The following is a 25,943-nucleotide window of genomic DNA, read 5'->3' as shown; positions in this document are numbered from 1 at the left end:
TTTGTCCATATACTATAAATATGATGCTAAAACATTCGCTATTCTTGCTAAAAACCAATCCCATCTACTAATTTCCTCAAAATCTTCTTCAGAAAATCGTTTTGATTTATGAAAGTCTACCTGTAATCGACTCCATACTTCATCAACAACTGTTTTATCATATATGATACAGTTAGACTCGCAATTTAAATAAAAACTTCTATTATCAAAATTCGCTGTCCCAATATCAACAATTTCTCCATCTATGATTGTTACTTTCCCATGAAAAAATCCATTTCGATATTGATAAATCTCCGCTCCAGCATGTAACATATCTTTCAAATATGGATAGGCAGCTTGTTTTAACAATATGGCATCACTTTTAAATGGCACGAGAATTTTTACATTAACACCACGATTTAATGCAGCTTTTAACTCTTTCACCATTTCTTTACTTGGTACAAAATATGGTGTAGCAATAATTAAAGATTTTTTAGCCTGCTTTAATAGTGCTCCATATTTTTCCCATAAACCTTTTCCATCTGAAAATAAATATTGATATTTTATATTCCCTAATGTAGGTATACTTTCATGTATAGGCATTTTTTCTCCTGTATCTTCTTTCCAATCTTCGGCAAACTTTCTTTCCATATCCGCTGCACCCTCACCATGGATGCGCACGTGATAATCACGCCATGGCCCAAACTTTGGATTTTGTCCAAGGTACTCCTTTCCGATATTAAAGCCACCGACGTATGATACCTTTCCATCTATCGTAACAATACGTCTATGATTTCGTTGATGCAAAGAATAGAACATATTTTTCAGTTTCGGTTTTTTACTAAATGTAAACTTCACACCGTTTTCTTTTAATCGGCTAATTACCTTTTTCTTCAGCTTATATCCGCCTACCCGATCGACTGACAATTTCACTTCTACTCCGCTAGATGCTTTTTTCTCTAATAACTGTAAAAACTCTTGGCTTATTTCGTCTTTTCCTACAATATAAAAATGGATATATATATACTTTTCTGCATCGTTTATATCGTCAAATAATTTTCTATATAACTCTTCACCGTTCGTATATAGTTGAAATTCACCTAATCGAACTTGTCCTAATTCATATTCACTAGCCATTTCCTTCCCCATTTCCACATCGATGTTCATCCAAATGAATACACCTATTAAACAAAGGATTATAGCGAAAAAGTGCTTCATGGATAAATTCCTTTCTCCACTTACTGTTATTTCTATATCTTCCCTTTTTTATTACATTATCATTCAAGAAAATATGTCATTGCATGATATATGTCCATATCAAACAATAGCTCATTTGCATATTGTATGTTGTATCTTAAAATAAAAGGAGGAAATAACAATGGGCTTCGCACATGGTAATGGATTTGCGCTATTAGTCGTATTATTTATCCTCTTAATCATCGTCGGTGCTGCTTGCTTCTGCTAAGTAGCTACTGTCATATGATATGTGGATGAAAAAACTATAAAAGCGGACACCTATTTTTAGGTGTCCGCTTTTCATTTTAAAACCATTTCTGACTGCTATAGTAACTTAAATGGCTAAATATTCATCTCAAAAGGTTAACAATGTGGCTACTTTCTTACTCTCTGCCTTACGTATATGACGCTGTTCTGCACGTAACACAGCAATACGATGTAATTCTTTCTCTTCTTCTGTTTCAGGGATAACACGCGGTACTGGAACTGGATTATTTTCCTTACTAAGTGCCACAAAAGTAACGAATGACGTTGCCGCTATACGCTTCTCACCTGAAATTAAATCTTCAGCCACTACCTTCACAAACACTTCCATCGAAGTTCTTCCTGTCCAAATTACGAAAGATTCATAACTAACACAATCTGAAGAACGAACAGGATGTAAGAAATCGACCCAGTCCATAGATGCTGTGACACATTCCTTTCTTGAATGTCTGGATGCTGAAATAGAAGCAACCATATCCATCTCCGCTAATATCTTCCCACCAAATAGCGTGTTATGATCATTTAAATCTGTTGGGAATACTCGGCTCGTTTTGAACACCCTTGACTCATTGGCTGTTTTCCCCTTTACTTCTGTCATTGTTATCACCCCTTTAATGAACTATCCCTAATATTTCAATAATCACTATACTAAATGAACTACACGTTTAATATTAACAACATTCAGAACTTTTAGTCCACAAAAAAGAACCGATTTTATCAATCGGCTCCTCTAAATACATATTGTTCTTTCGGCTGTTCAACTTTATTCCATTTTGTTACTTCTAATACAGGAATATTCGCATGAAACGGCTGATAAAACTCAGTAGTTATCTCTCCTTCTACTTGAATCCAGTCATCATTATTCCACTCTACGCCTTCTGGCTTTTTCACTAACATACCATACACACCAGAATCTGCTACGCAATGTATAATACCGAAACGGAATAAGAAGTATTGTTCTTTTTTAGAAGAATCATCTCTAAAAACAAACCCTTTAAAAGATAATTTTTTCCCAGTAAACTCGCCAGGATAATTATAAATTGTTTCCATACCCTTTAGGAAGTCTTCATCTTTCAAATTAATATTATCTTTCGTAACAAACTCTTTCTTCCCTTTTTCCATTACACCGCGGTATCCTTCTTTCCCGTAATAAATGCTCGTATCAGGTCTTAGAAATTGTCTTGTCATAAATGGATCCTTACTTTCTGCTTGTGCAACAGGAAAGTGAAATCCTTTCGCTTTAACAATATCCGAATCTAGCGTCGCAATTGGGAAAAATAATCCTGAGATAATTGGAAAACAAAACAATGAGTACGAAAATGCTTTTTTCCACCATGTATTCTCATCTTTTGAATGATCATGCCCGCAATGGCTATGGTCACAACTGCAATCATTTCTCTCTTTTTCCTTTTGGTGCTCTTTTTGGAAAACGACGATAATTTGTACAATCGTTAAGAAACCTAAAATAATTGCTGCTGTTGTTGATAAATAGGCATACTTCATATTGATATACTTCGTAATGTTACCGGAAATATGAAGTTGCGCAATTAATATTGTAAAACCTAATAATATATATGCTCGAAACATAACCTACCACCCCATCGCATAAATGAGTAGTGAGCTTGCATAAACAACAAGAGTAACTGTAACTATAACAACAATTACAAATTTCGTTTTAAATGTCGCAAGCATCATAAACATATTTTTAATATCCACCATCGGTCCGTAAACGAGGAACGCGACAAGTGAAGCTGTTGAAAACGTACTTTGGAACGAAGAAGCGATAAATGCATCTGCCTCTGAACAAAGTGATAAAATGTAAGCAAGTCCCATCATAACAGCTGATGAAGAAAACGGACCTTGTCCAATAGCAAGAAGTGTTGAAGTTTGTACAAACGTTTGTACCGCTGCTGCAATTAACGCACCTAGTACTAAATATTTTCCCATTGAGAAGAACTCCTCAACAGCGTGTGTACATACATCCCACATTTTTTTACGCAGTGGACGCTTATTATTCACTTCTGGGAAGTGATCATCTCTTAATTGATGTTCTTTAAACATAAAGGATAATATAATTCCAACGATAATGGCTACGATAATCGCTACAATAGAACGATACCATACCATGTGCATACTACTCCCAAAGGCAACATAAGTAGCAAATAATACAACTGGATTAATAATAGGTCCAGTTAACATAAATGCAATCCCTGCGTATGGTGGAACACCTTTTCCAATTAATCGTCTTACAATCGGAACAATTCCACATTCACAGCCCGGAAACAACATACCTAAAAAAGTAGCTAATAAAACAGACAGAAATCGGTTCTTCGGCATCCATTTTGCCACCATATCTTCTGTCACGAACATTTGAATGAATCCTGAAATAAATACACCAATGAGCACGAAAGGAAGTGCTTCGATCAATATGGAGATAAAAATTGTATTCATTTGCAGGAATGCTTTCGGTAATTGAAACAATTCCATGATGTATTTCCTCCAACTTTTCATTAACAATATGTAATTTTAACCCCATTTCATTAATTGAACAAGGCTTATATGGAATACATACCCTTTATATACATTACATTGTACAAGTTATATTCTATTCAAAATTTGAGATTTCATAGCAAAAAAGCTGCTCTAGCGTAGTTGTATAACTATGCTAGAGCAGCTTTCTTATCGTTAAAAGTAACGTTTCTTCCAAAAAACAAAAGCTAACGTGAAAGATAGTGTTACACATATGATGAGTACAATTACAAAACCGTGGGCTTCCCCTTCAAACGGAACCTTTACGTTCATTCCAAAGAAACTAGAAACCATCGTCGGTAAAGATAAAATGATCGTAATTGACGTTAACAGTTTCATAACACTATTTAAATTATTTGATATAACGGAGCTAAAAGTATTCATCATTCCACTTAAAATGTGACTATATATTTCCGCCATTTCAATAGCCTGTTTATTTTCAATTAATACATCTTCTAATAAATCTTGATCGTCTTCATACATTTTTAAAAATGTACTATTACGCATTAACTTTTGAATTACAATTTTATTAGCCTTTAATGACGTTGTAAAGTATACTAAACTTTTCTCAAGGCCTAACAATGTGAAAATCTCTTTATTTTTCATTGACTGATTTAATTGATGCTCTAAATCAATTGTTTTTCGATTTATTTGCTTTAAGTATCTTAAATAATAAGTAGAAATCGTATATAAGAGCTGAAGTGCAAAGCGCGTCTTCTTAAACGTATAAAATTCTTTAATACGTTGATTAATAAAACGTTCAAAAATTGGATTCTCTTCTAAGCAGATTGTAACAAAACAATCCGGCATCACAATCATACCTATTGGAATCGTGTCATAAATCGAATTTCCTTCTTCGTCATGTCTAACTGTCGGAATATCGACGATAATTAAAGTATTATTGTCTTCCTTTTCAATACGAGAGCGTTCTTCATCATCCAAAGGGTCTTTAATGAAATCTAAGTCTACATTTAAAGTTTGTACTAGATATTGAATTTCTTCTTCTGTTGGATGAAGTACATTAATCCAGCACCCCTTTTGCATTTCCTCAATCTCTTGTAGTTTTCCGTTTCGGTCTGTTAAATATATATTTAACATACTATCACCCCGATTCTTTTTACATGTAGGAATCTACCTCTCTTAAATCACAGTTTTTAAACCGCCATTCTCAGCATATGAAACATACGTTTAAATTTCAATAGAAAAATTATTTTGAAAACGTTTTTATAAGAAAAATATTATAAAGTGAAACTTTAATCAGTGGGGGCTTCATCCCCCCACTGATTTTCAACCCTCACCAATCGGGCTTTTACGGGCTGCCCGCCCCCAACTAAACTTCTTTTCTTTCGCTAAATTTTGAGATGAGGATCTTACTGCCCGTTAGAGCGGGATAAACATAGAAAAAGACAGAGTGCTCTCTGCCTTAAAAGCTTATGTTGCCTTTATAACATATTTAGAAAGCATCCACAAGTTAAACCCGACTGAAATCGTATAGCCCGCGTATGTTGAAATGATAAAACTTACATAATCGAAATACGGAAGCAATACAATATTTAAAACTATCTTCACAATAATTCCAATCACTAGTCCTAGCACCGTCTTCTGCTGTTGATTGATTCCTTGTAGCATAGCAGCCGTTACTGTAAAAAGAGAAAATAGTATGCAAGCAGGAGCATAATACTGTAAAATGATTCTCCCCATCTCTGGATCATTTCCAGCACCAAATAAAAGGGTATATACAGGCTTGGCTAACACCATCATTCCAATTGCCGCCGGTACCGTAATCGCTACTACTAATACATTTGTTCTCGTAAAATGTTTGTACAATAGCTTCGTATTTCCTGCTGTATAAGCTTTCGTCATCTCTGGTACGAGAGACATACTAAAAGCTGTCGCAACGGATACCGGGATAAGCACAACCATTTGAACAAGACCAATTATCGCATTAATTTTTTCCGCTTCGCCTTGCATATACCCTATCTGTATAAGTAGTTTATTAATTGTAAATGTATCAATCGTCTGATACAACGGAATTGCTAAGCCCACTACAACAAAAGGAATAGAATATGTAAAGAGCTCCTTATAAAGCGAGAAAAAAGATTTCGTTGTTTGTGGTATACTTGCCATTTCTTTTTTCTTTAAGTGCCTTCTCCTTCTCATATAATACGCACTTAAAACAGTTAATCCACCTACAGCTCCCATAAAGGCACCAAACGTTGAAATACCAACTGCTAGCGAAACAGAAGCTTTTAAAACATATAAAACGACAAAGCTTCCTATTAAAATGGTTAAAACCCGAAAAAATTGCTCTACAACTACACTTAATGCAGAAGGCCCCATCGATTGGAATCCTTGAAAGAAGCCCCTTAATAAACTCATTACTGGCACAAGTATTAACGCAAAACTTACAATTCGAATATTAGTAGTAACCGCTCCTACACTATTCCCCGTTTGATCATTCCCATCGATGACAAGTTTAGCTAAATGCGGAGCTAGCATATATAACGTAAAACACGAAATGACTCCCATTATAAACATAAACACGATTCCACTTTTCAACACTCTCTTAACCGTATGATAATCATTCAGTTGATCATATTTTGATACCATCTTTGAAACAGCTAGCGGTAATCCCATTGTTGCTATGCTGAGCATGATGGTATAAGGACGATATGCGTATGTGTATAGAACGTAACCACTCGTACCGACCATCGCTGTAAATGGTATAACATATATAAACCCTAACATTTTTGATATCATCGTTGCCATCGTTAAAAATATCGTTCCACGTATAAACGGTGACCCTTTCATCACATTCCTCCGCTACGCTTTATTATTACACATTATGGACAACTCCTTTTCTTTAGAACTGAAACAAACAAAAAAAGCCAATGAATTATCATTGACTTTAACGCGCTGCTTTTTTCTTTTTGAAATACTTTAAACCAAAGTATAGAGCAATAAAAAGAACAGCTCCTATAATTATGTAATGTGTGTAATCAGATGCATACTCTTTAATTTGTCGCCAATTCCCACCAAGTTTTTCACCTAAGTATATAAATAGAATTGACCATGGAATGATCGCTACAACCGTATAAAGTGTAAATAGTTTTAATGGCATCTTAGCTAGTCCTGCTGGAATAGAGATTGCATGACGTACTACTGGGATAAAGCGCGCAGAAAATATTACGCCTGCTCCATAACGCTTAAACCAACCTTCCGCTATGTCTAAATGATGTTTATTAATAAGTAGATATTTCCCATATTTCTCTACAACCGGACGCCCTCCGTAGTATCCAAGCCAGTATAAAAAGATTTGCGCTAAAGTACCACCAATCGTTCCGGCGATAACTGCACCCACAAAACTAATTTTACCATTCGCTACTAAAAAGCCAGCATACGAAAGTACAATTTCACTCGGGATTACTTCAATCATTAAAGCAAGAGCTACTCCAAAGTAACCTAAGCTTGCAAAAAATTGCAATAACTGATCTATTATGTTTGCTAACATGTTCTTTTTTATCTCCTTTTTTCTTCACATACCATCCCATTATTACATAAAGGCTGCAATCTGCCAATATCTTCATTTTAACAATATGTACAATTCAAGCAGGATTAATCTATTAATTTCTCTTTCTGCGGGTCTTTCATGTAGGCAAACATCTCTTTAATTTGGTCTTCTGTATTTCTAGCAATTGATAAATTAGGCAATTCATTTTCACCAAAAAACTCCACCTCTTCTGTTTCAATGCTAGTTTTCTTTTCTCCACCAATAATCTCACATCCAATGAAAATCTTATATACATGCGTCGCCGATGGAGATGGTTGATGTTTTTCTTTATCAAATATAGCTAGTAACTTAAAATGATCTACCTCATAACCAGTCTCTTCGAAAACTTCTTTTGCTGCAACTTCGGTTGGCGTATAACCGACATCAGCCCATCCACCTGGCAATGCCCATTTCCCATCGCTTTTTTCTTTCACAAATAATAACTTTTCATTTTGAAAAACAACCGCTCTTATATCAACTTTAGGTGTTTGATAGCCTGTCTCACTTGCAAATAATTTCTCTACGACTTCCCAATCTGTTTTCGTGTAATGTGACATCATTGAAATAGAAATATCTCGTAATTGCTGGAAACGCTCAATATCATACACATCCTTAGAATACGTTAAACCCGCTTGAGCTATAGATTGTATTTGTTTTACCCAATCAATCCATTTAATCGTCATATATCCGCATCCCCATTCTCTATCAAATATATTACTTCATTTTTATTGATACATCTTTATTATACAAAAAAAAAGAGATTGATAACGTCTCAATCTCTTTCAAAATTAATCCAATTCATGTAAGTGGTCTTGTATATACTTTCTTCTTTTATTTATATATTCATAAATCATATCAGCCTCTTGATCAAATGTTTCTAATTTTTCTTTCATGTATGGATCTTGTAGTAAATATGGACGAATCAATTCACACAACCCTTCTACTTTCGGCCTCATAAACGAAACTGTAAATTGATCTTCTAATATTTCTTCTAAAATACTTCGATACTGCTTTCTAAATACAGGTATGTCTAGCAATCTTGCACTCAACGTATTATAACCTTGAATACGAATATATTCATGATTAAGCGGTCTCCCTTGTACATCTCGCCCCCAAGTCGCATCATAATCCCACGGTATAACTTCAAATAAATTTGTTTCATCGTTATGATATAGTGCATAGTTATGAACAAAACCATCAAAGTTTTGCGTAAAAATAACTCCTGCTAACCATCGTAAATATTTATCTACATGTAGAAACTTCCCAATTTCTTTTTCATAGGCTTCCCTCGTCAAAGTATTCGCTTGAAATACAAATTCACTCAGTTGTTCTTCACTATTTTTATTCGAATATTTAAATTCATAACCCGCAAAGAGCTCTGTCTTAACATCTTTATCTCGTTCACTCATTAATGAAAAATTCGCATCATCATCTATCGCATAATAAATAGAACCACTCGGTAATCCTCTATTTTTCAAAAAATTTTCATCAACCGATTCTAACTGTAAGTACACACCTTGAATTTGACCATTAATTTTTATAAATACATGTTGTGATTTTGGCGAAAGTACACCAATATCATGAAAAAAATCTAAAGATAATTTATTTCGTATGAGAGACGGATCCATAAACTCCGAATTCAAATGAAACTCTTTCGCACCTTGAAATTTTTTAGGCTTATAAAACATAACATGATAAGACTTTTTCTCAAATTCGCGAATATGAGCTCCTCGGTATACGATATCAATATCATACTTCTTTTTTCCATAAGTTAATTTTGCTGGCACTGGACTATCTGACCAAATGTCCTTTTTCAATTCCACTAAGTACATTGGATGAACAAAAAAATCATATGAAGGCAGCATGTTTTCTCATCCCTTCTCAGTTCTCTTCCTTCAATGTATGCGCCTTTTCTTGTCCATACATCCGCAATCATCTATTTATATAAAATTACACTCTTGTCCTGTTCAGAAAGATGCCTACATACATATCATGTTAAGGAAAAAGAATACCTTTTCACTTTAATACATGATAAGGAGGATTTCTATGAAACGTGATATTAGAAAAGCTGTCGAAGAAATCAAAAGTGCTGGGATGGAGGATTTCTTACACCAAGATCCAAGTACTTTTGAATGCGATGATGATAAATTCACTCATCATCATTGTACAACTGGATGTAAATGTACAACTGGGGGTAAATGTCCAAGAACAAGATGTACTCGCGTGAAACATTGTACGTTCGTTACAAAATGTACGCATGTGAAAAAATGGACATTTGTTACGAAATGTACTCGTGTACGTGTTCAAAAATGGACGTTCGTTACGAAAGTAACGCGTAGAAAAGAATGCGTATTAGTTACGAAACGTACTCGCAGAAAACATTGTACATTCATTACAAAATGCATACGCTTTGAAAAGAAATTTTTCTGGACAAAACGAAGTTTCTGTAAAAAATGCGAATTCTTCCCTAACAGACACGGTCACTCTTGCGATGATTCATGTGATCATGGTAAAGACTGTCACGATAGCGGACACAAATGGAATGATTGCAAAGGCGGACATAAATTCCCATCTTGCAAAAATAAGAAATTCGATCACTTCTGGTATAAAAAACGTAACTGCTAGTTTTTATACCACCAAAAAAAGGCCGTTTTGCGGCCTTTTTTACATTTATTGAAAGTGACTTATATCTGCAAATTGTTTCACTTTACCGATACCCTCTTCAAATTCTATTATGCTCAAACTGGCACTATGCATAAATGGATCATCCCACACATTTTCTATTTCAATTCCCGCGAAATGCCCTACAAGTAATTTTGCTGCTGCCGCATGAGAAACAATCAATATGTTTTGTCCTTTATGCTTCTCTAAAAGAAGCTGCATCCCTTCAATTACTCTTTCATAAACAGCCTCAAAATTTTCGCCTGATGTTGACTGAAAAAGATGTGGCTCATTCCAAAACAGATGTACTTCTTCTGGAAATTGCTTTTCTATATCCGCGATTGTTTGTCCTTCCCATATACCCATGTTGATTTCATAGAAATGCTCATCCGCTATAATGGGTATATCACGTTCCCCCTTTATTAACTCTGCCGTATGAAGTGTTCTTTCGCTCGGACTACTATAGATCGCATGGATTGGTAAATCTTTCATTCGATTCCCTAATTGTTTCGCCTGAACTATACCATTTTCAGTTAAAGCAGAATTTTTCCGTCCCTGCATTCGCTTCGCTACATTCCACTCTGTTTCACCATGCCTTGTTACATATATAGTTGTTTTCATTTCTTACTCCCCCTCACCATGTTGGTCGTAATTCCCACGGTTCAACTCTCCCTACAATCCACTCCGCTCGTTTACTTTCAATCCCTTTTATAATTCCATCAGCTATCTCTTCATGAGTAAGCCATCTTCCATATGTATCTTCTAAAATAAAGCCTAAAATAATTCTATGATAAATACATCGCGTACTCCCTATTTTTTGTGCAGGCATACGTGATGCTTTACTACCTAAAATATGAAATAAACTATATGTTTTAGACGACAAATCTAGTTCTTTACAAATATTTGATAGTGCATGCTTTGCACTTGTGTGTACCCATGCAACAACTAATGTGATTGGGCCATTTTTCTTAATTGTACTTTTAATAGCTAGCTTTACATCTTCATCATTATGATAATCTAACGAAAGGCATGTAATATTTTCTGGTGCAGAACTCATTCGCTTAACATTTTCTAATTTCACTTCATCTCGCCCGATAATAGAAACATAAAATCCTTTCTCACAAAGCCACATAGAAACTTTCTTTAGCATTCCTGTTCCACCAATTACAAGTGCATGCAAATGCTATCCCTCCCTAATAAAATGTCATATGAGGTTTCTCATCTCTATAATAATTTAAACGGTCTTGCAGTGTCCCTGAGTGAAACTCAAATTTATGACCGTCAGGATCAACAAAGTATATAGATTCGCAATCTCTTAAATCACGTTCTCTTCCTTGTAAAATATGAACATCATTTTCTTCTAATCGCTGTATTAGACATTTAAAGTCTTCTTGTTCAACAGAAAATGCAATGTGCGTATAAGATTGATGAATCTCATTTCTCGGAATATGCGTCTCTTCATTAAGCGCTATCCATACTCCACATATGTTAAAATAAGCTAATTTTCTTCCTTTAACTAATAATTCTCCTTCTAATACTTTTTCATAAAACATAATAGAGTTTTCTAAATTAGATACCGAAAAACAAATATGATTGATTCCTCTTAACAACTATAATTCCTCCTTATACAAATAAAAGATGAGCGAAAATTCACTCATCTTTTATTATACTATTTTTTTGTAATATATGCCCATTTATAACTGAAGTCCCCGCCAAACGTATGGTTAGCAATGCCTTTTACAAATGGCTTCTCTAAATAAGCTGTACTTTGTTGGTACGTAGGAGAAATTGCTGCGTCTTGACCAATTAAGATTTTTTCAGCTTCCGCAAGTGCATTCCAGCGTGCTTTATCATCTTTTAATAGCTCTCCTTTTGATTTCGCTACTAAATCATCATACTTCGGATTAGAATAATCCATTTCATTAAATGAGCTTCCAGTAACAAACATATCAATATAAGTCATTGGATCCGGATAATCAGGGCTCCATGCAGATAATGAGAATTCATATTGGAATTTCTTTTCTAAATCTAGCTTCTGCTTGTATGGTTGCTGTTTCAAATTCACTTTAATACCAGGCAAGTTTTTCTCTAGTTCTTCCTTAATAAAGTCGCCTACTTTTTTACGGCTACCGTTATCATCGTTTAGTAATTCAACCGTAATTGTATCTTGACCAAGCTCTTTCTTCGCTTCTTCCCATAATTTTTTTGCTTTCTCTGCGTTATCTTTACTATCACGGAAGTTTTTATTTACAGAGCGGAAATCTTTTCCATCCGGACCTGTCGTGAATTTTTCAGGTACTAAGAAATATGCTGGCAATGAACCGTCATTTAAAATGACATCAGCAATTCCTTTTTTATCGTATGCTAAATCAATCGCTTCACGTACTTTTTGGTTTTTAAATGTTGCATTTTTTTGGTTAAAACGTAAGAAATATATGCGTGGATCTAACTTCGTTTTAAATTCATCTGGCTTATTCTTTTTATATTTATCAACAAATTCAGAAGTTAAAATAACTCGATCTGCTTGATCACTATCATATAAATTTACTCCCGTGCTTGTTTCCTTCACAATACTTACATTAATTTCGTCTAACTTTACAGTATCTTTATCCCAATAATTAGGATTTTTCTTTAACTGATAATTTTGTTCATGTTTCCATTGACTCATTGTAAATGGTCCATTATATACTAATTTATCTGCTTCTAATCCGTATTTATCTCCTTGCTCTTTCACATATTTTTCATTTAATGGGAAAAATGTAGGGAACGACGTAAGCTCAAGAAAATAAGGTGCTGGTTGCTCTAATTCTACTACTAACGTTTTATCATCCTTCGCTTTAACACCCAATTGATCTGCTGGTAATTCTCCTTTATTTACTTTCTGTGCATTTTTCACATCAAATAAAATGAATGCATATTCTGCCGCTAATGCTTTATCTAATGTACGTTGCCATGCATATACAAAATCTTGTGCTCGAACTGGATCACCATTTGACCATTTCGCATCACGTAATTCAAATGTATATGTCTTTTTATCTTCACTAATCTTCACATCTTTTGCCATACCTGGTGTTGGTTTATTATCTTTATCTAGACGATATAAACCTTCCATTGCATTTACAAATACACGGAAAGATACAGAATCCGTTGATTTAGACGTATCCATTGAAGGAATTTCAGCTGTTTCTAGCAAATTTAAAACTTGTTTATCTGCCATTCCCTTATTCGATTCTTTCTTCGTTGTCGAAGCCTTCTCACCATTCCCACACCCTGCAACCAATACACTCGTCGTTAACGCAAGTGCAGCAATTGTTGTTGTCTTTCTCTTCATTCTTCCTTCCCCCAATCTATATGTATAAGTTAAATCCTATATAATATATTTTATTATACAAAAGATTCTGATTATTTTAAATATTTATTTTAACAAACATAGAAAAAAGCGATCGGAAATTTCTTTCCAGCCGCTTTCTTGAATAGCATTTACTTGTAATCCATCCTCTATATCAAATGGATTTTGAACTTTAAATATTTCTTCCATCAGCTTCAAAAACTCTTCTTCAGTTTTAGATTCACCATTAACCATAAGTGAGTATGGTTCCACTTCACCTAATTTATAATCGACAACAAATTGAATCTTCACCTTTTGTCTTGGCGTTCCGGTGTTATATCCTTGGAATTCTACTAATTCTAACCCTTCCGTTCCACGATAATATATCCAACCTGAATTTTGAAAATAATTTTCGAAAGATTCACCTATTGAAAAGAAAGGATATTCATAAAGCGAACTTGTACGAACCTTTTGAATAACGTCTCGATCAGTCGGAAAAAAGAAATGACTAAAAAATATGCTAGCAACTGCTAAAATAGTAACGATTGTCGCTCCCATTTTGCTCGTTCCGCCGCTATCATTGATTAGATAGTTTTCAACTGATTTATCTTTTATTTCTCTTGCTTTTATTCGGTATATACGTCTTTCCGCAAATTGATAGTACAATCCATTTGCAAAAATCCCCATTCCAAACAGAATAAAAATGAGTAATAAAAACGTAAGAGGCACCATATTAATGATTGGCAACGCTACATTAAATCCCATATAATACGAAAATGCATCACACGCTACTAATAACAACATAAATAAAGCAGCTGGTACATAATACTTACGATATCCTAGCCAGCCTATATTGAAAATAGCAGCCCAACCATTCCAGCTCCACCTAGCAATCCGCTTATTCTCAAGCTCCCATTTCCTTTTGTAATACGGATATTGTCTCCCTACATATACTTCTAGTTCTTTATCTATTAACGAGCTACCTTCATCTTGTTCATTATCCAAGTTTCGCTGACAACTTGCACAATTTAACTGTTCCTCCTCGCAAGGTTGCCCACAATTTATACATTTCAAAACAATCCCTCTTCCCATCCATACGTCATTTCAAAATACCTTCGTGTTTTAATAACCACTCTTTCCTCCATAAACCACCAGCATATCCAACAAGCTTTCCACTCTTCCCTATTACACGGTGACATGGAACAATTATTGAAATTGGATTCCGACTATTTGCCCCTCCTATTGCCCGTACAGCTTTTGTATTTCCAACTTTCTCTGCAATATCTAAATATGAAGCACTTACGCCGTACGGAATAGTATAAAGTGCATCCCATACATTTTTTTGAAATGCTGTTCCCTCCGCAGACAGCGGGACCGTAAACTCTTTTCTTTTCCCTTTAAAATATTCATCTAACTCATTTATACATTGTTCTATCATTTCATTTTTATTTTCTTCTTGTCGTTCATCAACAAATATAACAGACGTAATTCCTTCTTGATTCGCTGTAATTTCAAGCAAACCTACTTCGCTTTCATAATAAGCCTGGTACATATGCCATCCTCCAATTCAGTTCATATTAGTCATTGTAACACGAATATACAAAATTTTTCGTATAAGCGTTTTATTAGAGAAACAAAAAAGAGAATGATACAATGTAAGAAAATTCAATCTAGGAGGCTATTGGATGAATTCCGAACTTTTTTCACCTTATACAATTAAGGACGTTACATTAAAAAACCGGATTGTTATGTCACCTATGTGCATGTATTCATCGGAAAACGGGGATGGCCAAGTAACGAATTTCCATCTCATTCATTATGGAACAAGAGCTGCCGGTCAAGTTGGTTTAGTTATGATTGAAGCAACAGCCGTGTTACCTGAAGGTCGAATTTCAAATAAAGACTTAGGCATTTGGGATAACAGTTTAATTGAAGGCTTACATAAAACGACTACTTTTATACATGATAATGGTGCAAAAGCTGCCATTCAACTCGCTCACGCCGGAAGAAAAGCAGAACTAGAAATAGATGCGTTAGCTCCTTCAGCCATTCCATTTAATGAAACAATGAAAATGCCAATAGAAATGAGCAAACACCAAATTAAAGATACCGTATTAGCTTTTCAGCAAGCTGCAGTACGATCAAAACAAGCTGGATTTGATGTTATTGAAATACACGGTGCTCACGGTTATCTTATTAATGAATTTCTTTCTCCGCTTTCCAATAAGCGGACTGATGAATATGGTGGTTCACCTGAAAACCGCTATCGTTTCTTACGCGAAATCATTGACTCGATAAATGAAGTTTGGGACGGACCAATATTCGTTCGTATTTCAGCAAATGATTATCATCCTGACGGGCTAACGGTTCAAGATTACGTTCAGTATACAAAGTGGATGAAAGAACAGGGAATAGATTTAATCGATTGTAGTTCTGGCGCAGTTGTACCAGCACATATTGATGTGTATCCCGGTTATCAAGTACAATATGCCAAACATATTAAAGAGCATGCTAACATTGCAACTGGTGCAGTTGGATTGATTACGAGCGGAGTACAAGCAGAGCAAATTTTAAATAATAACGAAGCAGATTTAATTTTCATCGGACGTGAATTACTTCGCAATCCGTATTTTCCGAGAATAGCGGCCAATGAACTTGGCTTTGAATTGCAAGAACCTCACCAATATAAGCGAGCACCAGGAAAAATTCATACGAATAAATAAAACCGAGAAGTCATTCTTCTCGGTTTTATTTATTCTATCGTTGTAATTTCATTTGAATTATAAGTATGGATACCCGATTCTTCTCGCAGCGCGGTTATATACATCCCTTTCGCCACATCTTTAGCTGAAATTGGTTTATATTTTTTGAAAGCTCCTTTAAAGATAAACGGAATAATACGAGATAACTTTTCAGCCATTCGTTCGCCGAAACGAAATTCTTGTCGATTTCCTACTAATAATGATGGTCTAAAAATGTGAATACCACCAATCACTAACTTTTGCAATTCTTCTTCCATTTTTCCTTTCACTTGTGAATAAAAGAAGAATGATTTAGGATTCGCTCCCATAGAAGACACGACAAGGAAATTTTGTACCCCTTGTTTTTCAGCTAAACACGCAGCTCGTAACGTATATTCATAATCTACTTTTTTAAAATTTGCTTTTGTTTTTGCTTTTTTTATTGTTGTTCCTAAGCAACTAAAAACATCATCCACAGCAAAGAACTCTTTATATTCCTCTAATACCGAAAAATCAACTTGTTTCTGCTGTAACTTCTCATGTTGCAATTGCATTGGCTCTCTTACAAAAATAGTAACCGAATCGTAGTAATCTGATCCAAGTAATAGACGCGTTATCTCTTGTCCAACTAAACCACTTGCACCAAGTATTAACGCTGTTCGCTTATTCATATATGCATATACCTCTTATTTTACTTTTCTCTCCTTTAGTAAAATACAACCTTTAGGAGTTTCCTGCTCTTATTTTACCACAAGTAAAACACTATGCGTACGCATAGTGCTTTACTCACTCTTTCTTCTCATCTCTCTCTTGTAATTTCGTTATTGTTGTAGCGTCCCCTAAATTACTTATTAATCTTCTTAAAAAAATTAATACGAAAGATAATGGCAATACTACCGCTAATATTAATAAAATAGCTTCCATTAAGTAACCCAAGCGCTCATCCCCCTCTTTACCTCCTTTTCAATATATGAAAACAGCGTTGTCACATATGCATGCATTTGCAAAAATAATACACCTATATTTGACAACTTTATAACAAAAACAAATCGGAATGATTATTATTTATTGCAACTTTATTAAAGATGTATTATACTAAGTTCGCAAACTAAAACGTAATTATTCCGTTTTGTATTAAAATGATATTTTTCTTCTATAATTGGGGAAAATATATCCGTAAAAAAGAAAAGAGGAGAACTTCATGCCTAAAAGATTGACTATATTTTCATTCTTACTTATTTTTACCTTAATTTTCGCTGGCTGCTCAAATAAAAAAGAAAGTAATGCCAAGAAAGATGGAAAGCTAACAGTTTATACAACGATTTTCCCAATTGCTGATTTCGCAAAGAAAATCGGTGGCGACTATGTAAATGTTGAAGCGATTTACCCACCTGGTGCAGATTCACATACATTTGAACCAAGTCAAAAACAAACAGTACAAGTTGCAAAAGCCGATTTATTTGTTTATAACGGCGCTGAATTAGAACCATTTGCTGAAAAAATGGAAAAAACATTACAAAAAGAAAATGTTAAAATTGTAAATGCATCTAAAGGTATTGAGCTTCGTGCTTCTACTGAAGAAGAGCATCATGATCATGGAGATGGCCATAAAGAAGATGAACATCATCACGATAAAGACCCGCATGTTTGGTTAGATCCTACTCTAGCAATGAAACAGGCAGAAAAAATTAAAAATGCACTTGTAGAATTACAACCTGAACATAAACAAGAATTCGAAAAAAACTTTGCAGCACTTCAAACTAAATTTACTGATTTAGACGATGGATTTAAGGCAGCTGTAGCGAACGCAAAAACGAAAGAAATTTTAGTTTCTCATGCTGCCTATGGTTACTGGGAACAACGATACGGCCTAAAACAAATTCCTATCGCTGGAATTTCAGCTTCTGATGAACCATCTCAAAAGCAGCTTGCTGACATTACAAAAACAGTAAAAGAACATAATCTAAAATATATTTTATTCGAAACATTCTCTACTCCAAAAGTAGCATCCGTAATTCAAAAAGAAACTGGTACAAAAGTTTTACGCTTAAATCACTTAGCTACTATTTCTGAAGATGATGCAAAAAATAATAAAGATTACTTTACTTTAATGGAAGAAAACATAAACACATTGAAAGAAGCAACAAACTAATCCATTATATTTTCTAGGCAGCTGAATTTGTTATTCAGCTGCCTTTTTATGTATTTATCCTTGACTTGACCAAAATAACAAGTAAAATTATCCATATTAGCTTTAAAGCTATATTAATTTAGAAGGTGAGTTGGAATTATGAATCTTCACATTTGTGAAGTAACAGCAAAAAATTGGCGTTCAGTAGTTGCTTTAGACGTCGCAAAAGATCAGCAACAATTTATTGAAAGTAATGCGTTTTCTTTAGCAGAATCATTATATGAAGGAAACGGAACGTCAGTAGGTTTATATGATGGAGAAACACTTGTAGGATACGCAATGTATGGATGGTATTCAGTAAAACATAAAAGTGTATGGCTCGATCGCTTTATGATTGACCAACAATATCAAGGAAAAGGATACGCAAAACGTTTCCTTCGCTTACTCATTCAATTCTTACAAGAAAAATTTGAATGCAAAATAATTTACTTAAGTTTACATCCAGACAACAAACTTGCAATGGGACTGTATGAATCATTTGGTTTCCGCTTAAATGGGGATATTGATGATGAAGGTCCAGTTGTAGGTGTTGTAATGGAGTTACTAATAGACGAAAATACAAGCCTGTGAAAACAGGCTTTTTATTATACATTTATCAATTTTTAGTTTCTCTCCCTTATTTAATTCTGTTTTACAATCTAATAGAATGCTCATAAAAAATAAGCCTGCAATTTACGCAGACTTATTTCACACACTCCTCGAAATGTTCTTGGAACCACTCTTTATTAATATCTCTTCCGATAAAAACTACTTCACTTACTCGCTCTTCTCCCTCTTGCCACTCTCTATCGTACGAAGCAGCAAATAACGTATGTACACCTTGGAAAACGATACGTTTATCTACTCCATCTATCGATAAAATTCCTTTGTAACGATATAAATATTCCCCTAGCTCTTGAACGACAGCTGACATCCACTCATTAAGCTTTTGTAAATCCAGCGGACGTTCTTCACGTAATACAAATGATTTCACACCTTCTAAGTGGTTATGTTCTTTATGAGGGTAAATTTGCAACGTATCTTTCGTTTTAAATGTTTGGATTTGTAATAAAGATGGTATATCTACCTCACAGTTAGTCGCCTCAATTAACTTTGCAGTCGGGTTAATCCCTTGAATTTCATGCAAGAGATTTTCTTTCTCATTCTCTTCAATTAAATCTAATTTATTTACTAAAACGACATCAGCAAACGCAATTTGCTCTTTTGCTTCTAATCCTTTTTCAAAATGTTTATGTATATGATAACTATCTACCACCGTTACAACACCGTTAATTTGGTAAGCAGATTGGATGACTGGATCTAAAAAGAATGTTTGAATAATCGGCCCTGGATTTGCAAGGCCAGTCGTTTCAATTACTAAACCATCAAAATCCATTTTCCGTTCTGCTTTTACGTCCAATAACTGTTTTAAAGCAACAAGTAAGTCTTCACGTACAGTACAGCATAAACAGCCATTTGTCATTTCCATAATTTCTTCTTCCACATTCATAATCAACTGATTATCAATGCCAATTTGCCCTATTTCATTTACAATCACCGCTAATTTCTTACCGTGATTTTCTGATAAAATACGATTTAATAATGTCGTTTTCCCCGATCCAAGAAAACCAGTTAATATTGTTACTGGAATCATTTCGTACATCTCCTTATAGCTATATGTTTCTATATTATAGCATATAGAGAAAATCGTTTTTGTAGCAAAACATATTTATTGTCTGTACACCTAATTAACTATATAATAACATGTAGTAAGAAAGCCTTTTCAAAACATTATTATTCTTCTAGGAGGTACTTATAATGGAGCGAGTTCAAATGGCTGAGACGCTAGAATTTTCTCGTATTATTCAAGGATTTTGGCGTTTAGCAGAATGGAATATGACGAAACAAGAATTACTTTCTTTCATTGAAGATTGTATGGATATGGGAATTACTACTTTTGATCACGCTGATATTTACGGCGCATATACGTGTGAAGGGTTATTTGGCGAAGCTTTACAATTAAAGCCTTCCTTACGAGAAAACATGCAAATTATTACAAAGTGTGGAATCGCTCCCCCATCACCGAAATTTCCAGAGCGATATGTTGCTCACTACAATACTAGTACAGAGCATATTATGCAAAGTGTAGAAGCATCACTTAAAAATTTACATACAGATTATATTGACGTATTACTTATTCATCGTCCCGATCCTTTTATGGATCCAAATGAAGTGGCAAAAGCATTTTCACAATTAAAACAAGAAGGAAAAGTTCGTTACTTCGGTGTATCTAACTTCTTACCTTCACAATTTAATATGTTAAGTTCGTACTTAGATTTCCCACTTATTACGAACCAGATTGAAGTTTCTGCATTACAGCTTGAGCATTTTGAAAAAGGGACAATTGATTTATGCCAAGAAAAACGAATCAATCCAATGATTTGGTCACCTCTTGCTGGTGGGGAGATTTTTACTGGTCAATCAGAACGCGCCGTACGTGTACGTGAAACTGTGCAAAAAGTTGCTACTGAGCTAGGTGTTTCTAGTATCGATACGGTTATGTATGCTTGGTTACTTGCTCATCCAGCTAATATGATGCCAATCGTTGGCTCTGGTAAATTAGATCGCGTAAAAACTGCCGCTCTTGCTACAAAAGTTAACTTAGACCGTCAACAATGGTTTACAATTTTCGAAAGCTCTAATGGACATCCTGTACCATAATGCATAAAAAGAAGAGCTGTTTTTTTACAGCTCTTCTTTTTCATATGTATTTCTAGTCATGGCAAATACACACATATCCCTTAATCCGTTTCCATCTACCGCAACACTCGCACTTTCTAACGTACCTTCTAACTTAAACCCTAATTTCTCAGGTATCGCTCTACTCTTCTTATTTAAAGAATCACAACGAATTTCTACACGGTTTGCTTTTAATTCAGAAAAAGCGTAATCCGTTATACCTTTCGCAGCCTCTACCATATAGCCTTTTCCGCTAAACCTTGTATCAATCCAATATCCGATTTCAAATTGAGGTATATCCCAATTAATACGATGTAATCCGGCTGAAGCAATAAATTCACCTGTTTCTTTCGAAAATACTAGTAATCTTAAATCCTCACGTTGCAAAAATTGAATATGTGATTTTCTAATACTTTCTTCTACTTCTTGCTCTGTTTGCTCTTTTTGTGCAAACATCATCCAAGGTTTTAGTTCTTGTATTGAAGCCTGAATTGCATCATATACAACTTTACCATCTCCTGGTTTCGGCATTCGAATAAAAAGCCTGTCAGTATAAAATTCAGAAGGAAAATCGAATAATAACGGATTCACTGTAAACACTCCCTATATTTCTTTTATATATAATAATATCCATCTCAAGTTATATAGTAAAGAATTTTCTGAATTAAAAACCTTTTACTCATTCACTTCCACCGCTACACGAATTCCAGATTCAATCGCACCTTGAATCCATCCGTGATATAGCGTTGTATGATCTCCAGCGAAGAATATTCTCCCCTCTGGTTTGACAATCGCTGGTTGCAGCTCAGATTCTTGACCTGCTTGAAAAAGTGCAAATCCTCCAAGCGCATACGGATCCAATGTCCAGCTTTTTGAAATTCCAGATATGAACTCATCATACACTTGACCACCTAATATTGTTGCTAAGTTGTGTAATGCGTAATAAATACGATCCCCTTTTGATAAACCATCCCATAACAACGCGTCATAAGACCATGTATAGCTACCTAACATCATAGCCGGTCCTTTCTCCCCAATTCCATAACTTGGATAATAGGCATAACGAATTGGCAAATCTGTTATAATTCTGCCACCTAATTGTCCTTGTTCTTCCCAAAATCGGCTTTTAAATTGAATTCCTATTTTCGTTGCAGGCATATAATGTAATTCACGAATTGCTTTCCATTTTTCATGAGATATAGAATCAAACGGATCTACTTCTACAAAACGCATTGTCGAAAACGGAATGGTAACAATAACTAAATCTCCTGTAATACTACTATATTCAAAAGTTTCCTCGTTCCGATAGAAAGCTGTCACACCATTATCGTGTTGATGTAACTTCATTAATTTTTGATTATATATAATATTTTCTTCTAATTGCGGTAAAAATGACTTTGGCAATCTATCATTCCCGCCCACAATTTCACAAAATCCGCTCTCCTCTTGCATAATGTATAGAAAGCGTAAAGTCTCTACAAACGATCGTTCCAAAAAACCTTCTAAATCTAATAGAACACCAATCATCTCAATTGTTACTGGCGAAAAGTAAGTATTATACTGATAAGGATGATACTTTAAAAATTGTCCAGTAGAGTATCTTCCAAAATCCTTTACAACAATATCCCAATTTTTTTCTGGGTTCTTTTTTATAAAATTTATAATGGGCTGTACCGCTAACATTAATAATTCCTCTGACGTTTTTCCAACTTCATTCATTTCCACAGGATATCTTAGAATACTTGGATCTTTTTCATATTGTTTTAACGTCGTTTTCCGTCCATTTACGTATATAATATCCGTCTCATTCCTATTAATAAAAGGTCTCACCTGTAGCCCAAATTTTCTTATATATGCCATCGTTAATGTATGCGAATACGGAATCCTCATTGCTCCAACATCTAAATATAATCCGGTATCTTCCATTCTCACTGTTTCTATACGGCCACCTACCCGGTTATTTGCTTCAAAAATTTTCACATCATGTCCTGCAGCCTTTAATAAAGATGCTGAAACTAACCCAGCCATACCAGCTCCCACTACAATAATCTGTTTTGGGCTTATCGTCTTCTTCAATCCTTTATCTATAACTTTTAACGCTTCATCCATTTCAGTGTTATACATTATATCTTTCTGCACAATTCCACCCCTTACTTCATCAAATGGACGTTAGTGGTTTAGTGCATTTTATTCATAAATCCCCATAAACATAACACCATTGCAATTTGAATATTCACTAAAAGTACATAAGAGACAGATCTCACTTTTCTTTATACTTCGTATAATATAGCAACTACAAAGAAGGAGTGGTTAAAAATGAAACATACTTATGACTACGATGCTACAAAAAAACATTTAGAATTAAAGAAACAAAACTTATGTAAAAAACTTAGCAATATGACACTATCTGAAAAAGAACGTGAACAACTAAAGCGTGAAATTGACAACTATGAATATATTTTAAATCTAGTCGAAATGAATCATTATGAACGCGGATTTTCTCGTTAAAAGCGGAAATAAGATTATCCGCTTTTCATTTTGAGCATTTCACTACGCATTTTTCATAAGTAAATATATAATAGGATGTACATTAAGATTGAGAGGTATATTCTATGATCAAGTTAAGTGTATTAGACCAATCACCTATTTCAGATGGTAGCACAGCAGCCCAAGCTTTTTCACATACAGTTACGCTTGCACAAGAAGTTGAAAAACTCGGATTCACACGTTTTTGGGTATCCGAACATCATAATTCCGTAAGCTTAGCTGGTTCAAGTCCAGAAATACTTATTTCTCATATTGCCGCAAAAACGGACCGTATTAGAGTCGGTTCAGGTGGTGTTATGTTACCGCATTATAGCCCATATAAAGTTGCTGAGAATTTCCGTGTTCTAGAAGCATTGTATCCGAACCGCATCGATCTCGGTGTTGGTAGAGCGCCTGGTGGTATGCCAATAGCAACTCGCGCACTTCAAGAAGGGAAAATGGTCTCACTTGATCAATACCCAGAACAAATTGCAGACGTTGCAATGTACTTACATGATCAAGTACCAGAAAACCATCACTATGCAAACTTAAAAGCCACTCCAGTTATCCCAACGTCTCCTGAAATGTGGATGCTCGGTTCTAGCGGAGAGAGCGCTAAAATTGCTGCAAACAACGGAGCTTCTTTCGCATTTGCACAATTTATTAACGGCTTCGGAGGCCCTGAAGTTATGAGGGCTTACCAAGAACAATATGAGCCTTCATTTTTAGGAGATAAGCCTAATTCAATCGTTGCCATCTTTGTTATATGCGGAGAAACAAATGAAGAAGCGGAAAAAATTGCTTCTAGTTTAGATTTATCAATCTTATTATTAGAGCAAGGAAAACGAACTACTGGTACACCTTCTATTGAAACTGCTCAAAATTATTCATACAGCGCTTATGATTTATTCCGTATAAAAGAAAATCGTCAACGTATGATTGTTGGTGATTCGTCTTCTGTAAAAGAAAAAATAATAAACTTAAGCAAAGCATACAATACTGACGAATTTATGATTGTCACGATTACTCATCAATTTGAACATAAATTAAATTCTTATCGCTTACTAGCAAATGCTTTTAATTTATAATTCTAAAAAGAGATGCATCACATGTGATGCATCTCTTTTTCTTACTACTTATTGTTTTCATTTCCTATATATTCAATAGCTTCTTTTAATAGCTCTTCAAAGTTAATAGGATAATCATGATCTAAGTCAGGCACAACTTTATACTTATGTTCTATATTTTTCTCTCTTAATAGTTGTACAAATTGCTGCGTGGATTCGAAACAATCTTCATCTTGATCCCCGCATACTATATATCCTTTTATATGTTTATCCTTCAGCACTCTTAGCAACTCATCCCATTCTTCAATCTCCGGAAGCCATGGTGCCATAAAAACAAAACCATCTACATTTATATCTTGTTGTAAAATCGTATATAAAGCTACTCTCGCCCCTGCAGAAAAACCACCAATGATTACACTTTCTACTGTATGATTTTCTATAAACTTATTGTAATGCCCTTTTAATTCCTCGTTCCCTCTCTCTATATCATCCCAAACAAATCCATCTGAAAACTGAATTTGTGAAGACTGTGGTAAAGCTAACGTGTAATCTTGTGTCAAAACTGATTTCCAATATGGCTCTACTATTTGAATATTTTCTTGGTCACCGTGCAATGTAAGTAGTAGATTTCCTTCTTTCTTGGTGTATATATATTTCACATCTGGTCTTTCCGTTTTATGTGCTAATTCTTCTCTTTCTTTACATAACTGCACCATTGTATGAAATTCTTCAAATTTATGTAGTGATTTTAAATCTTCGTCGGAAATTAAATACTCATTTCCATACCAGAATCCCCTTTCTATAATAGCCTCCCTCATTAAATGTAATGCTTCTTTTTCAAGTCCCGATGCACTTGCGAGTGCATACTTAAAATTATATATTTGCGCCTCATTCCCTATTACACCTGTAGCGTTTTCCATTATATAATTGTACGCTTCAAAACTTCCTTTATTTGCATAACAACGTAACGTTTCATTTAATAATTGAATGTAAGTCATACTATTTTTCATGTACCAATTCCCCCGCAACTTTTTATAATATTTATTTTGCGAATCTTTATACCACTTTGTATAACCCACGCTAACAATACCTTATTCTCAGAATGATGCTTAATAGTTGCTCTTCCCTGTCCAATACATTTAGTATAAATAAG

General features: G+C 34.6%; 29 protein-coding genes. 8 read left to right on the top strand and 21 right to left on the bottom strand.

Annotated elements, in window-relative coordinates:
- Positions 1-12: 12 nt before the first annotated feature.
- The gene (cls, locus tag NST86_RS10015) at positions 13-1,197 is read right to left on the bottom strand and encodes a cardiolipin synthase (protein WP_227593123.1); all 1,185 of its coding nucleotides are present in this window, start codon (positions 1,195-1,197) and stop codon (positions 13-15) included.
- A gap of 160 nt (positions 1,198-1,357) precedes the next feature.
- Here cls and NST86_RS10010 point away from each other — a divergent pair, with 160 nt between their 5' ends.
- On the top strand, positions 1,358-1,444 hold the full coding sequence (locus NST86_RS10010; RefSeq protein ID WP_000505094.1) for a YjcZ family sporulation protein: 87 nt from the start codon (positions 1,358-1,360) through the stop codon (positions 1,442-1,444).
- A 126-nt stretch (positions 1,445-1,570) separates the two neighbouring features.
- Here the strand turns inward: NST86_RS10010 and NST86_RS10005 are convergent, their stop codons facing one another.
- From NST86_RS10005 to cotH, 8 genes are all read right to left on the bottom strand, one after another.
- Complete coding sequence (locus NST86_RS10005; protein ID WP_000141164.1) at positions 1,571-2,077, bottom strand: acyl-CoA thioesterase; 507 nt, start codon at positions 2,075-2,077, stop codon at positions 1,571-1,573.
- 119 nt (positions 2,078-2,196) lie between these two features.
- Positions 2,197-3,066 carry a TIGR03943 family putative permease subunit gene (locus tag NST86_RS10000; protein ID WP_000488060.1) on the bottom strand — a complete coding sequence of 290 codons (870 nt, stop codon included), beginning with the start codon at positions 3,064-3,066 and terminating at the stop codon, positions 2,197-2,199.
- 3 nt (positions 3,067-3,069) lie between these two features.
- Positions 3,070-3,966 (bottom strand): permease, encoded by an 897-nt coding sequence (locus tag NST86_RS09995; protein ID WP_000418716.1) that lies wholly within the window; start codon positions 3,964-3,966, stop codon positions 3,070-3,072.
- 198 nt (positions 3,967-4,164) lie between these two features.
- Complete coding sequence (locus NST86_RS09990) at positions 4,165-5,106, bottom strand: magnesium transporter CorA family protein (protein WP_000932389.1); 942 nt, start codon at positions 5,104-5,106, stop codon at positions 4,165-4,167.
- Between the two features lie 333 nt (positions 5,107-5,439).
- Positions 5,440-6,819, bottom strand: coding sequence for a putative polysaccharide biosynthesis protein (locus NST86_RS09985; protein WP_000678847.1), 1,380 nt, complete (start codon positions 6,817-6,819; stop codon positions 5,440-5,442).
- Positions 6,820-6,916: 97 nt separating this feature from the next.
- Positions 6,917-7,519 (bottom strand): DedA family protein, encoded by a 603-nt coding sequence (locus NST86_RS09980; protein WP_000880691.1) that lies wholly within the window; start codon positions 7,517-7,519, stop codon positions 6,917-6,919.
- A gap of 104 nt (positions 7,520-7,623) precedes the next feature.
- On the bottom strand, positions 7,624-8,241 hold the full coding sequence (locus NST86_RS09975) for an NUDIX hydrolase N-terminal domain-containing protein (RefSeq protein ID WP_000153584.1): 618 nt from the start codon (positions 8,239-8,241) through the stop codon (positions 7,624-7,626).
- A 105-nt stretch (positions 8,242-8,346) separates the two neighbouring features.
- Positions 8,347-9,423 carry a spore coat protein CotH gene (gene cotH / locus NST86_RS09970; RefSeq protein WP_000937999.1) on the bottom strand — a complete coding sequence of 359 codons (1,077 nt, stop codon included), beginning with the start codon at positions 9,421-9,423 and terminating at the stop codon, positions 8,347-8,349.
- 181 nt (positions 9,424-9,604) lie between these two features.
- Between cotH and exsB the strand changes: the two genes are divergently transcribed.
- Complete coding sequence (gene exsB / locus NST86_RS09965) at positions 9,605-10,183, top strand: exosporium protein ExsB (RefSeq protein WP_000817498.1); 579 nt, start codon at positions 9,605-9,607, stop codon at positions 10,181-10,183.
- A gap of 45 nt (positions 10,184-10,228) precedes the next feature.
- On the opposite strand, the gene NST86_RS09960 is transcribed toward exsB, so the two are convergent.
- The 6 genes from NST86_RS09960 to NST86_RS09935 form a co-directional block, all read right to left on the bottom strand.
- Positions 10,229-10,840 carry a phosphoserine phosphatase 1 gene (locus NST86_RS09960; protein ID WP_000858827.1) on the bottom strand — a complete coding sequence of 204 codons (612 nt, stop codon included), beginning with the start codon at positions 10,838-10,840 and terminating at the stop codon, positions 10,229-10,231.
- A 13-nt stretch (positions 10,841-10,853) separates the two neighbouring features.
- A complete protein-coding gene (locus NST86_RS09955; RefSeq protein ID WP_016117649.1) occupies positions 10,854-11,399 on the bottom strand; it encodes a short-chain dehydrogenase in 546 nt (181 codons plus the stop codon).
- A 13-nt stretch (positions 11,400-11,412) separates the two neighbouring features.
- Positions 11,413-11,829 (bottom strand): FosBx1 family fosfomycin resistance bacillithiol transferase, encoded by a 417-nt coding sequence (gene fosB / locus NST86_RS09950; protein WP_086424331.1) that lies wholly within the window; start codon positions 11,827-11,829, stop codon positions 11,413-11,415.
- Positions 11,830-11,888: 59 nt separating this feature from the next.
- Positions 11,889-13,550: a peptide ABC transporter substrate-binding protein gene (locus tag NST86_RS09945; protein ID WP_000824278.1), complete on the bottom strand. Its 1,662-nt coding sequence runs from the start codon at positions 13,548-13,550 to the stop codon at positions 11,889-11,891.
- 84 nt (positions 13,551-13,634) lie between these two features.
- Positions 13,635-14,639 (bottom strand): DUF2628 domain-containing protein, encoded by a 1,005-nt coding sequence (locus NST86_RS09940; protein ID WP_074625995.1) that lies wholly within the window; start codon positions 14,637-14,639, stop codon positions 13,635-13,637.
- 7 nt (positions 14,640-14,646) lie between these two features.
- Positions 14,647-15,099, bottom strand: a complete 453-nt coding sequence (locus NST86_RS09935) for a methylated-DNA--[protein]-cysteine S-methyltransferase (RefSeq protein WP_000283913.1) — start codon at positions 15,097-15,099, stop codon at positions 14,647-14,649.
- 133 nt (positions 15,100-15,232) lie between these two features.
- On the opposite strand from NST86_RS09935, the gene namA reads away from it, so the two are divergent.
- Positions 15,233-16,270: an NADPH dehydrogenase NamA gene (gene namA, locus NST86_RS09930; protein ID WP_227593124.1), complete on the top strand. Its 1,038-nt coding sequence runs from the start codon at positions 15,233-15,235 to the stop codon at positions 16,268-16,270.
- A gap of 29 nt (positions 16,271-16,299) precedes the next feature.
- Here namA and NST86_RS09925 read toward each other — a convergent pair whose 3' ends face one another.
- Both NST86_RS09925 and NST86_RS09920 read right to left on the bottom strand, forming a co-directional pair.
- A complete protein-coding gene (locus NST86_RS09925) occupies positions 16,300-16,959 on the bottom strand; it encodes an oxidoreductase (RefSeq protein WP_001042740.1) in 660 nt (219 codons plus the stop codon).
- 115 nt (positions 16,960-17,074) lie between these two features.
- The gene (locus tag NST86_RS09920) at positions 17,075-17,224 is read right to left on the bottom strand and encodes a hypothetical protein (RefSeq protein ID WP_000540932.1); all 150 of its coding nucleotides are present in this window, start codon (positions 17,222-17,224) and stop codon (positions 17,075-17,077) included.
- A 265-nt stretch (positions 17,225-17,489) separates the two neighbouring features.
- Between NST86_RS09920 and NST86_RS09915 the strand changes: the two genes are divergently transcribed.
- Complete coding sequence (locus NST86_RS09915; protein ID WP_016117645.1) at positions 17,490-18,440, top strand: metal ABC transporter substrate-binding protein; 951 nt, start codon at positions 17,490-17,492, stop codon at positions 18,438-18,440.
- 138 nt (positions 18,441-18,578) lie between these two features.
- Positions 18,579-19,049, top strand: coding sequence for a GNAT family N-acetyltransferase (locus NST86_RS09910; protein ID WP_001048677.1), 471 nt, complete (start codon positions 18,579-18,581; stop codon positions 19,047-19,049).
- 112 nt (positions 19,050-19,161) lie between these two features.
- On the opposite strand, the gene NST86_RS09905 is transcribed toward NST86_RS09910, so the two are convergent.
- Positions 19,162-20,112 carry a CobW family GTP-binding protein gene (locus tag NST86_RS09905; protein ID WP_227593125.1) on the bottom strand — a complete coding sequence of 317 codons (951 nt, stop codon included), beginning with the start codon at positions 20,110-20,112 and terminating at the stop codon, positions 19,162-19,164.
- A gap of 164 nt (positions 20,113-20,276) precedes the next feature.
- Here NST86_RS09905 and NST86_RS09900 point away from each other — a divergent pair, with 164 nt between their 5' ends.
- The gene (locus NST86_RS09900) at positions 20,277-21,179 is read left to right on the top strand and encodes an aldo/keto reductase (protein WP_044795773.1); all 903 of its coding nucleotides are present in this window, start codon (positions 20,277-20,279) and stop codon (positions 21,177-21,179) included.
- A gap of 24 nt (positions 21,180-21,203) precedes the next feature.
- On the opposite strand, the gene NST86_RS09895 is transcribed toward NST86_RS09900, so the two are convergent.
- Both NST86_RS09895 and NST86_RS09890 read right to left on the bottom strand, forming a co-directional pair.
- Positions 21,204-21,788 carry a GNAT family N-acetyltransferase gene (locus tag NST86_RS09895; RefSeq protein ID WP_001068740.1) on the bottom strand — a complete coding sequence of 195 codons (585 nt, stop codon included), beginning with the start codon at positions 21,786-21,788 and terminating at the stop codon, positions 21,204-21,206.
- An 84-nt stretch (positions 21,789-21,872) separates the two neighbouring features.
- Positions 21,873-23,336 (bottom strand): flavin monoamine oxidase family protein, encoded by a 1,464-nt coding sequence (locus tag NST86_RS09890; protein WP_001168113.1) that lies wholly within the window; start codon positions 23,334-23,336, stop codon positions 21,873-21,875.
- A gap of 177 nt (positions 23,337-23,513) precedes the next feature.
- Between NST86_RS09890 and NST86_RS09885 the strand changes: the two genes are divergently transcribed.
- Positions 23,514-23,705: a DUF3896 family protein gene (locus NST86_RS09885; protein ID WP_000683359.1), complete on the top strand. Its 192-nt coding sequence runs from the start codon at positions 23,514-23,516 to the stop codon at positions 23,703-23,705.
- A gap of 104 nt (positions 23,706-23,809) precedes the next feature.
- Entirely contained in the window at positions 23,810-24,811 is a 1,002-nt protein-coding gene (locus NST86_RS09880; protein WP_016117644.1) for an LLM class flavin-dependent oxidoreductase, read from the top strand.
- 44 nt (positions 24,812-24,855) lie between these two features.
- On the opposite strand, the gene NST86_RS09875 is transcribed toward NST86_RS09880, so the two are convergent.
- Positions 24,856-25,800 carry an alpha/beta hydrolase gene (locus NST86_RS09875; protein WP_016117643.1) on the bottom strand — a complete coding sequence of 315 codons (945 nt, stop codon included), beginning with the start codon at positions 25,798-25,800 and terminating at the stop codon, positions 24,856-24,858.
- Between the last annotated feature and the right edge of the window lie 143 nt (positions 25,801-25,943).

Origin of the sequence: Bacillus sp. FSL L8-0199 (genome assembly GCF_038005705.1) — a bacterium.
GTDB lineage: Bacteria > Bacillota > Bacilli > Bacillales > Bacillaceae_G > Bacillus_A > Bacillus_A cereus.
Note: the sequence above shows the minus strand (reverse complement) of the source record. Positions and strands in the feature narration are given on the sequence as shown.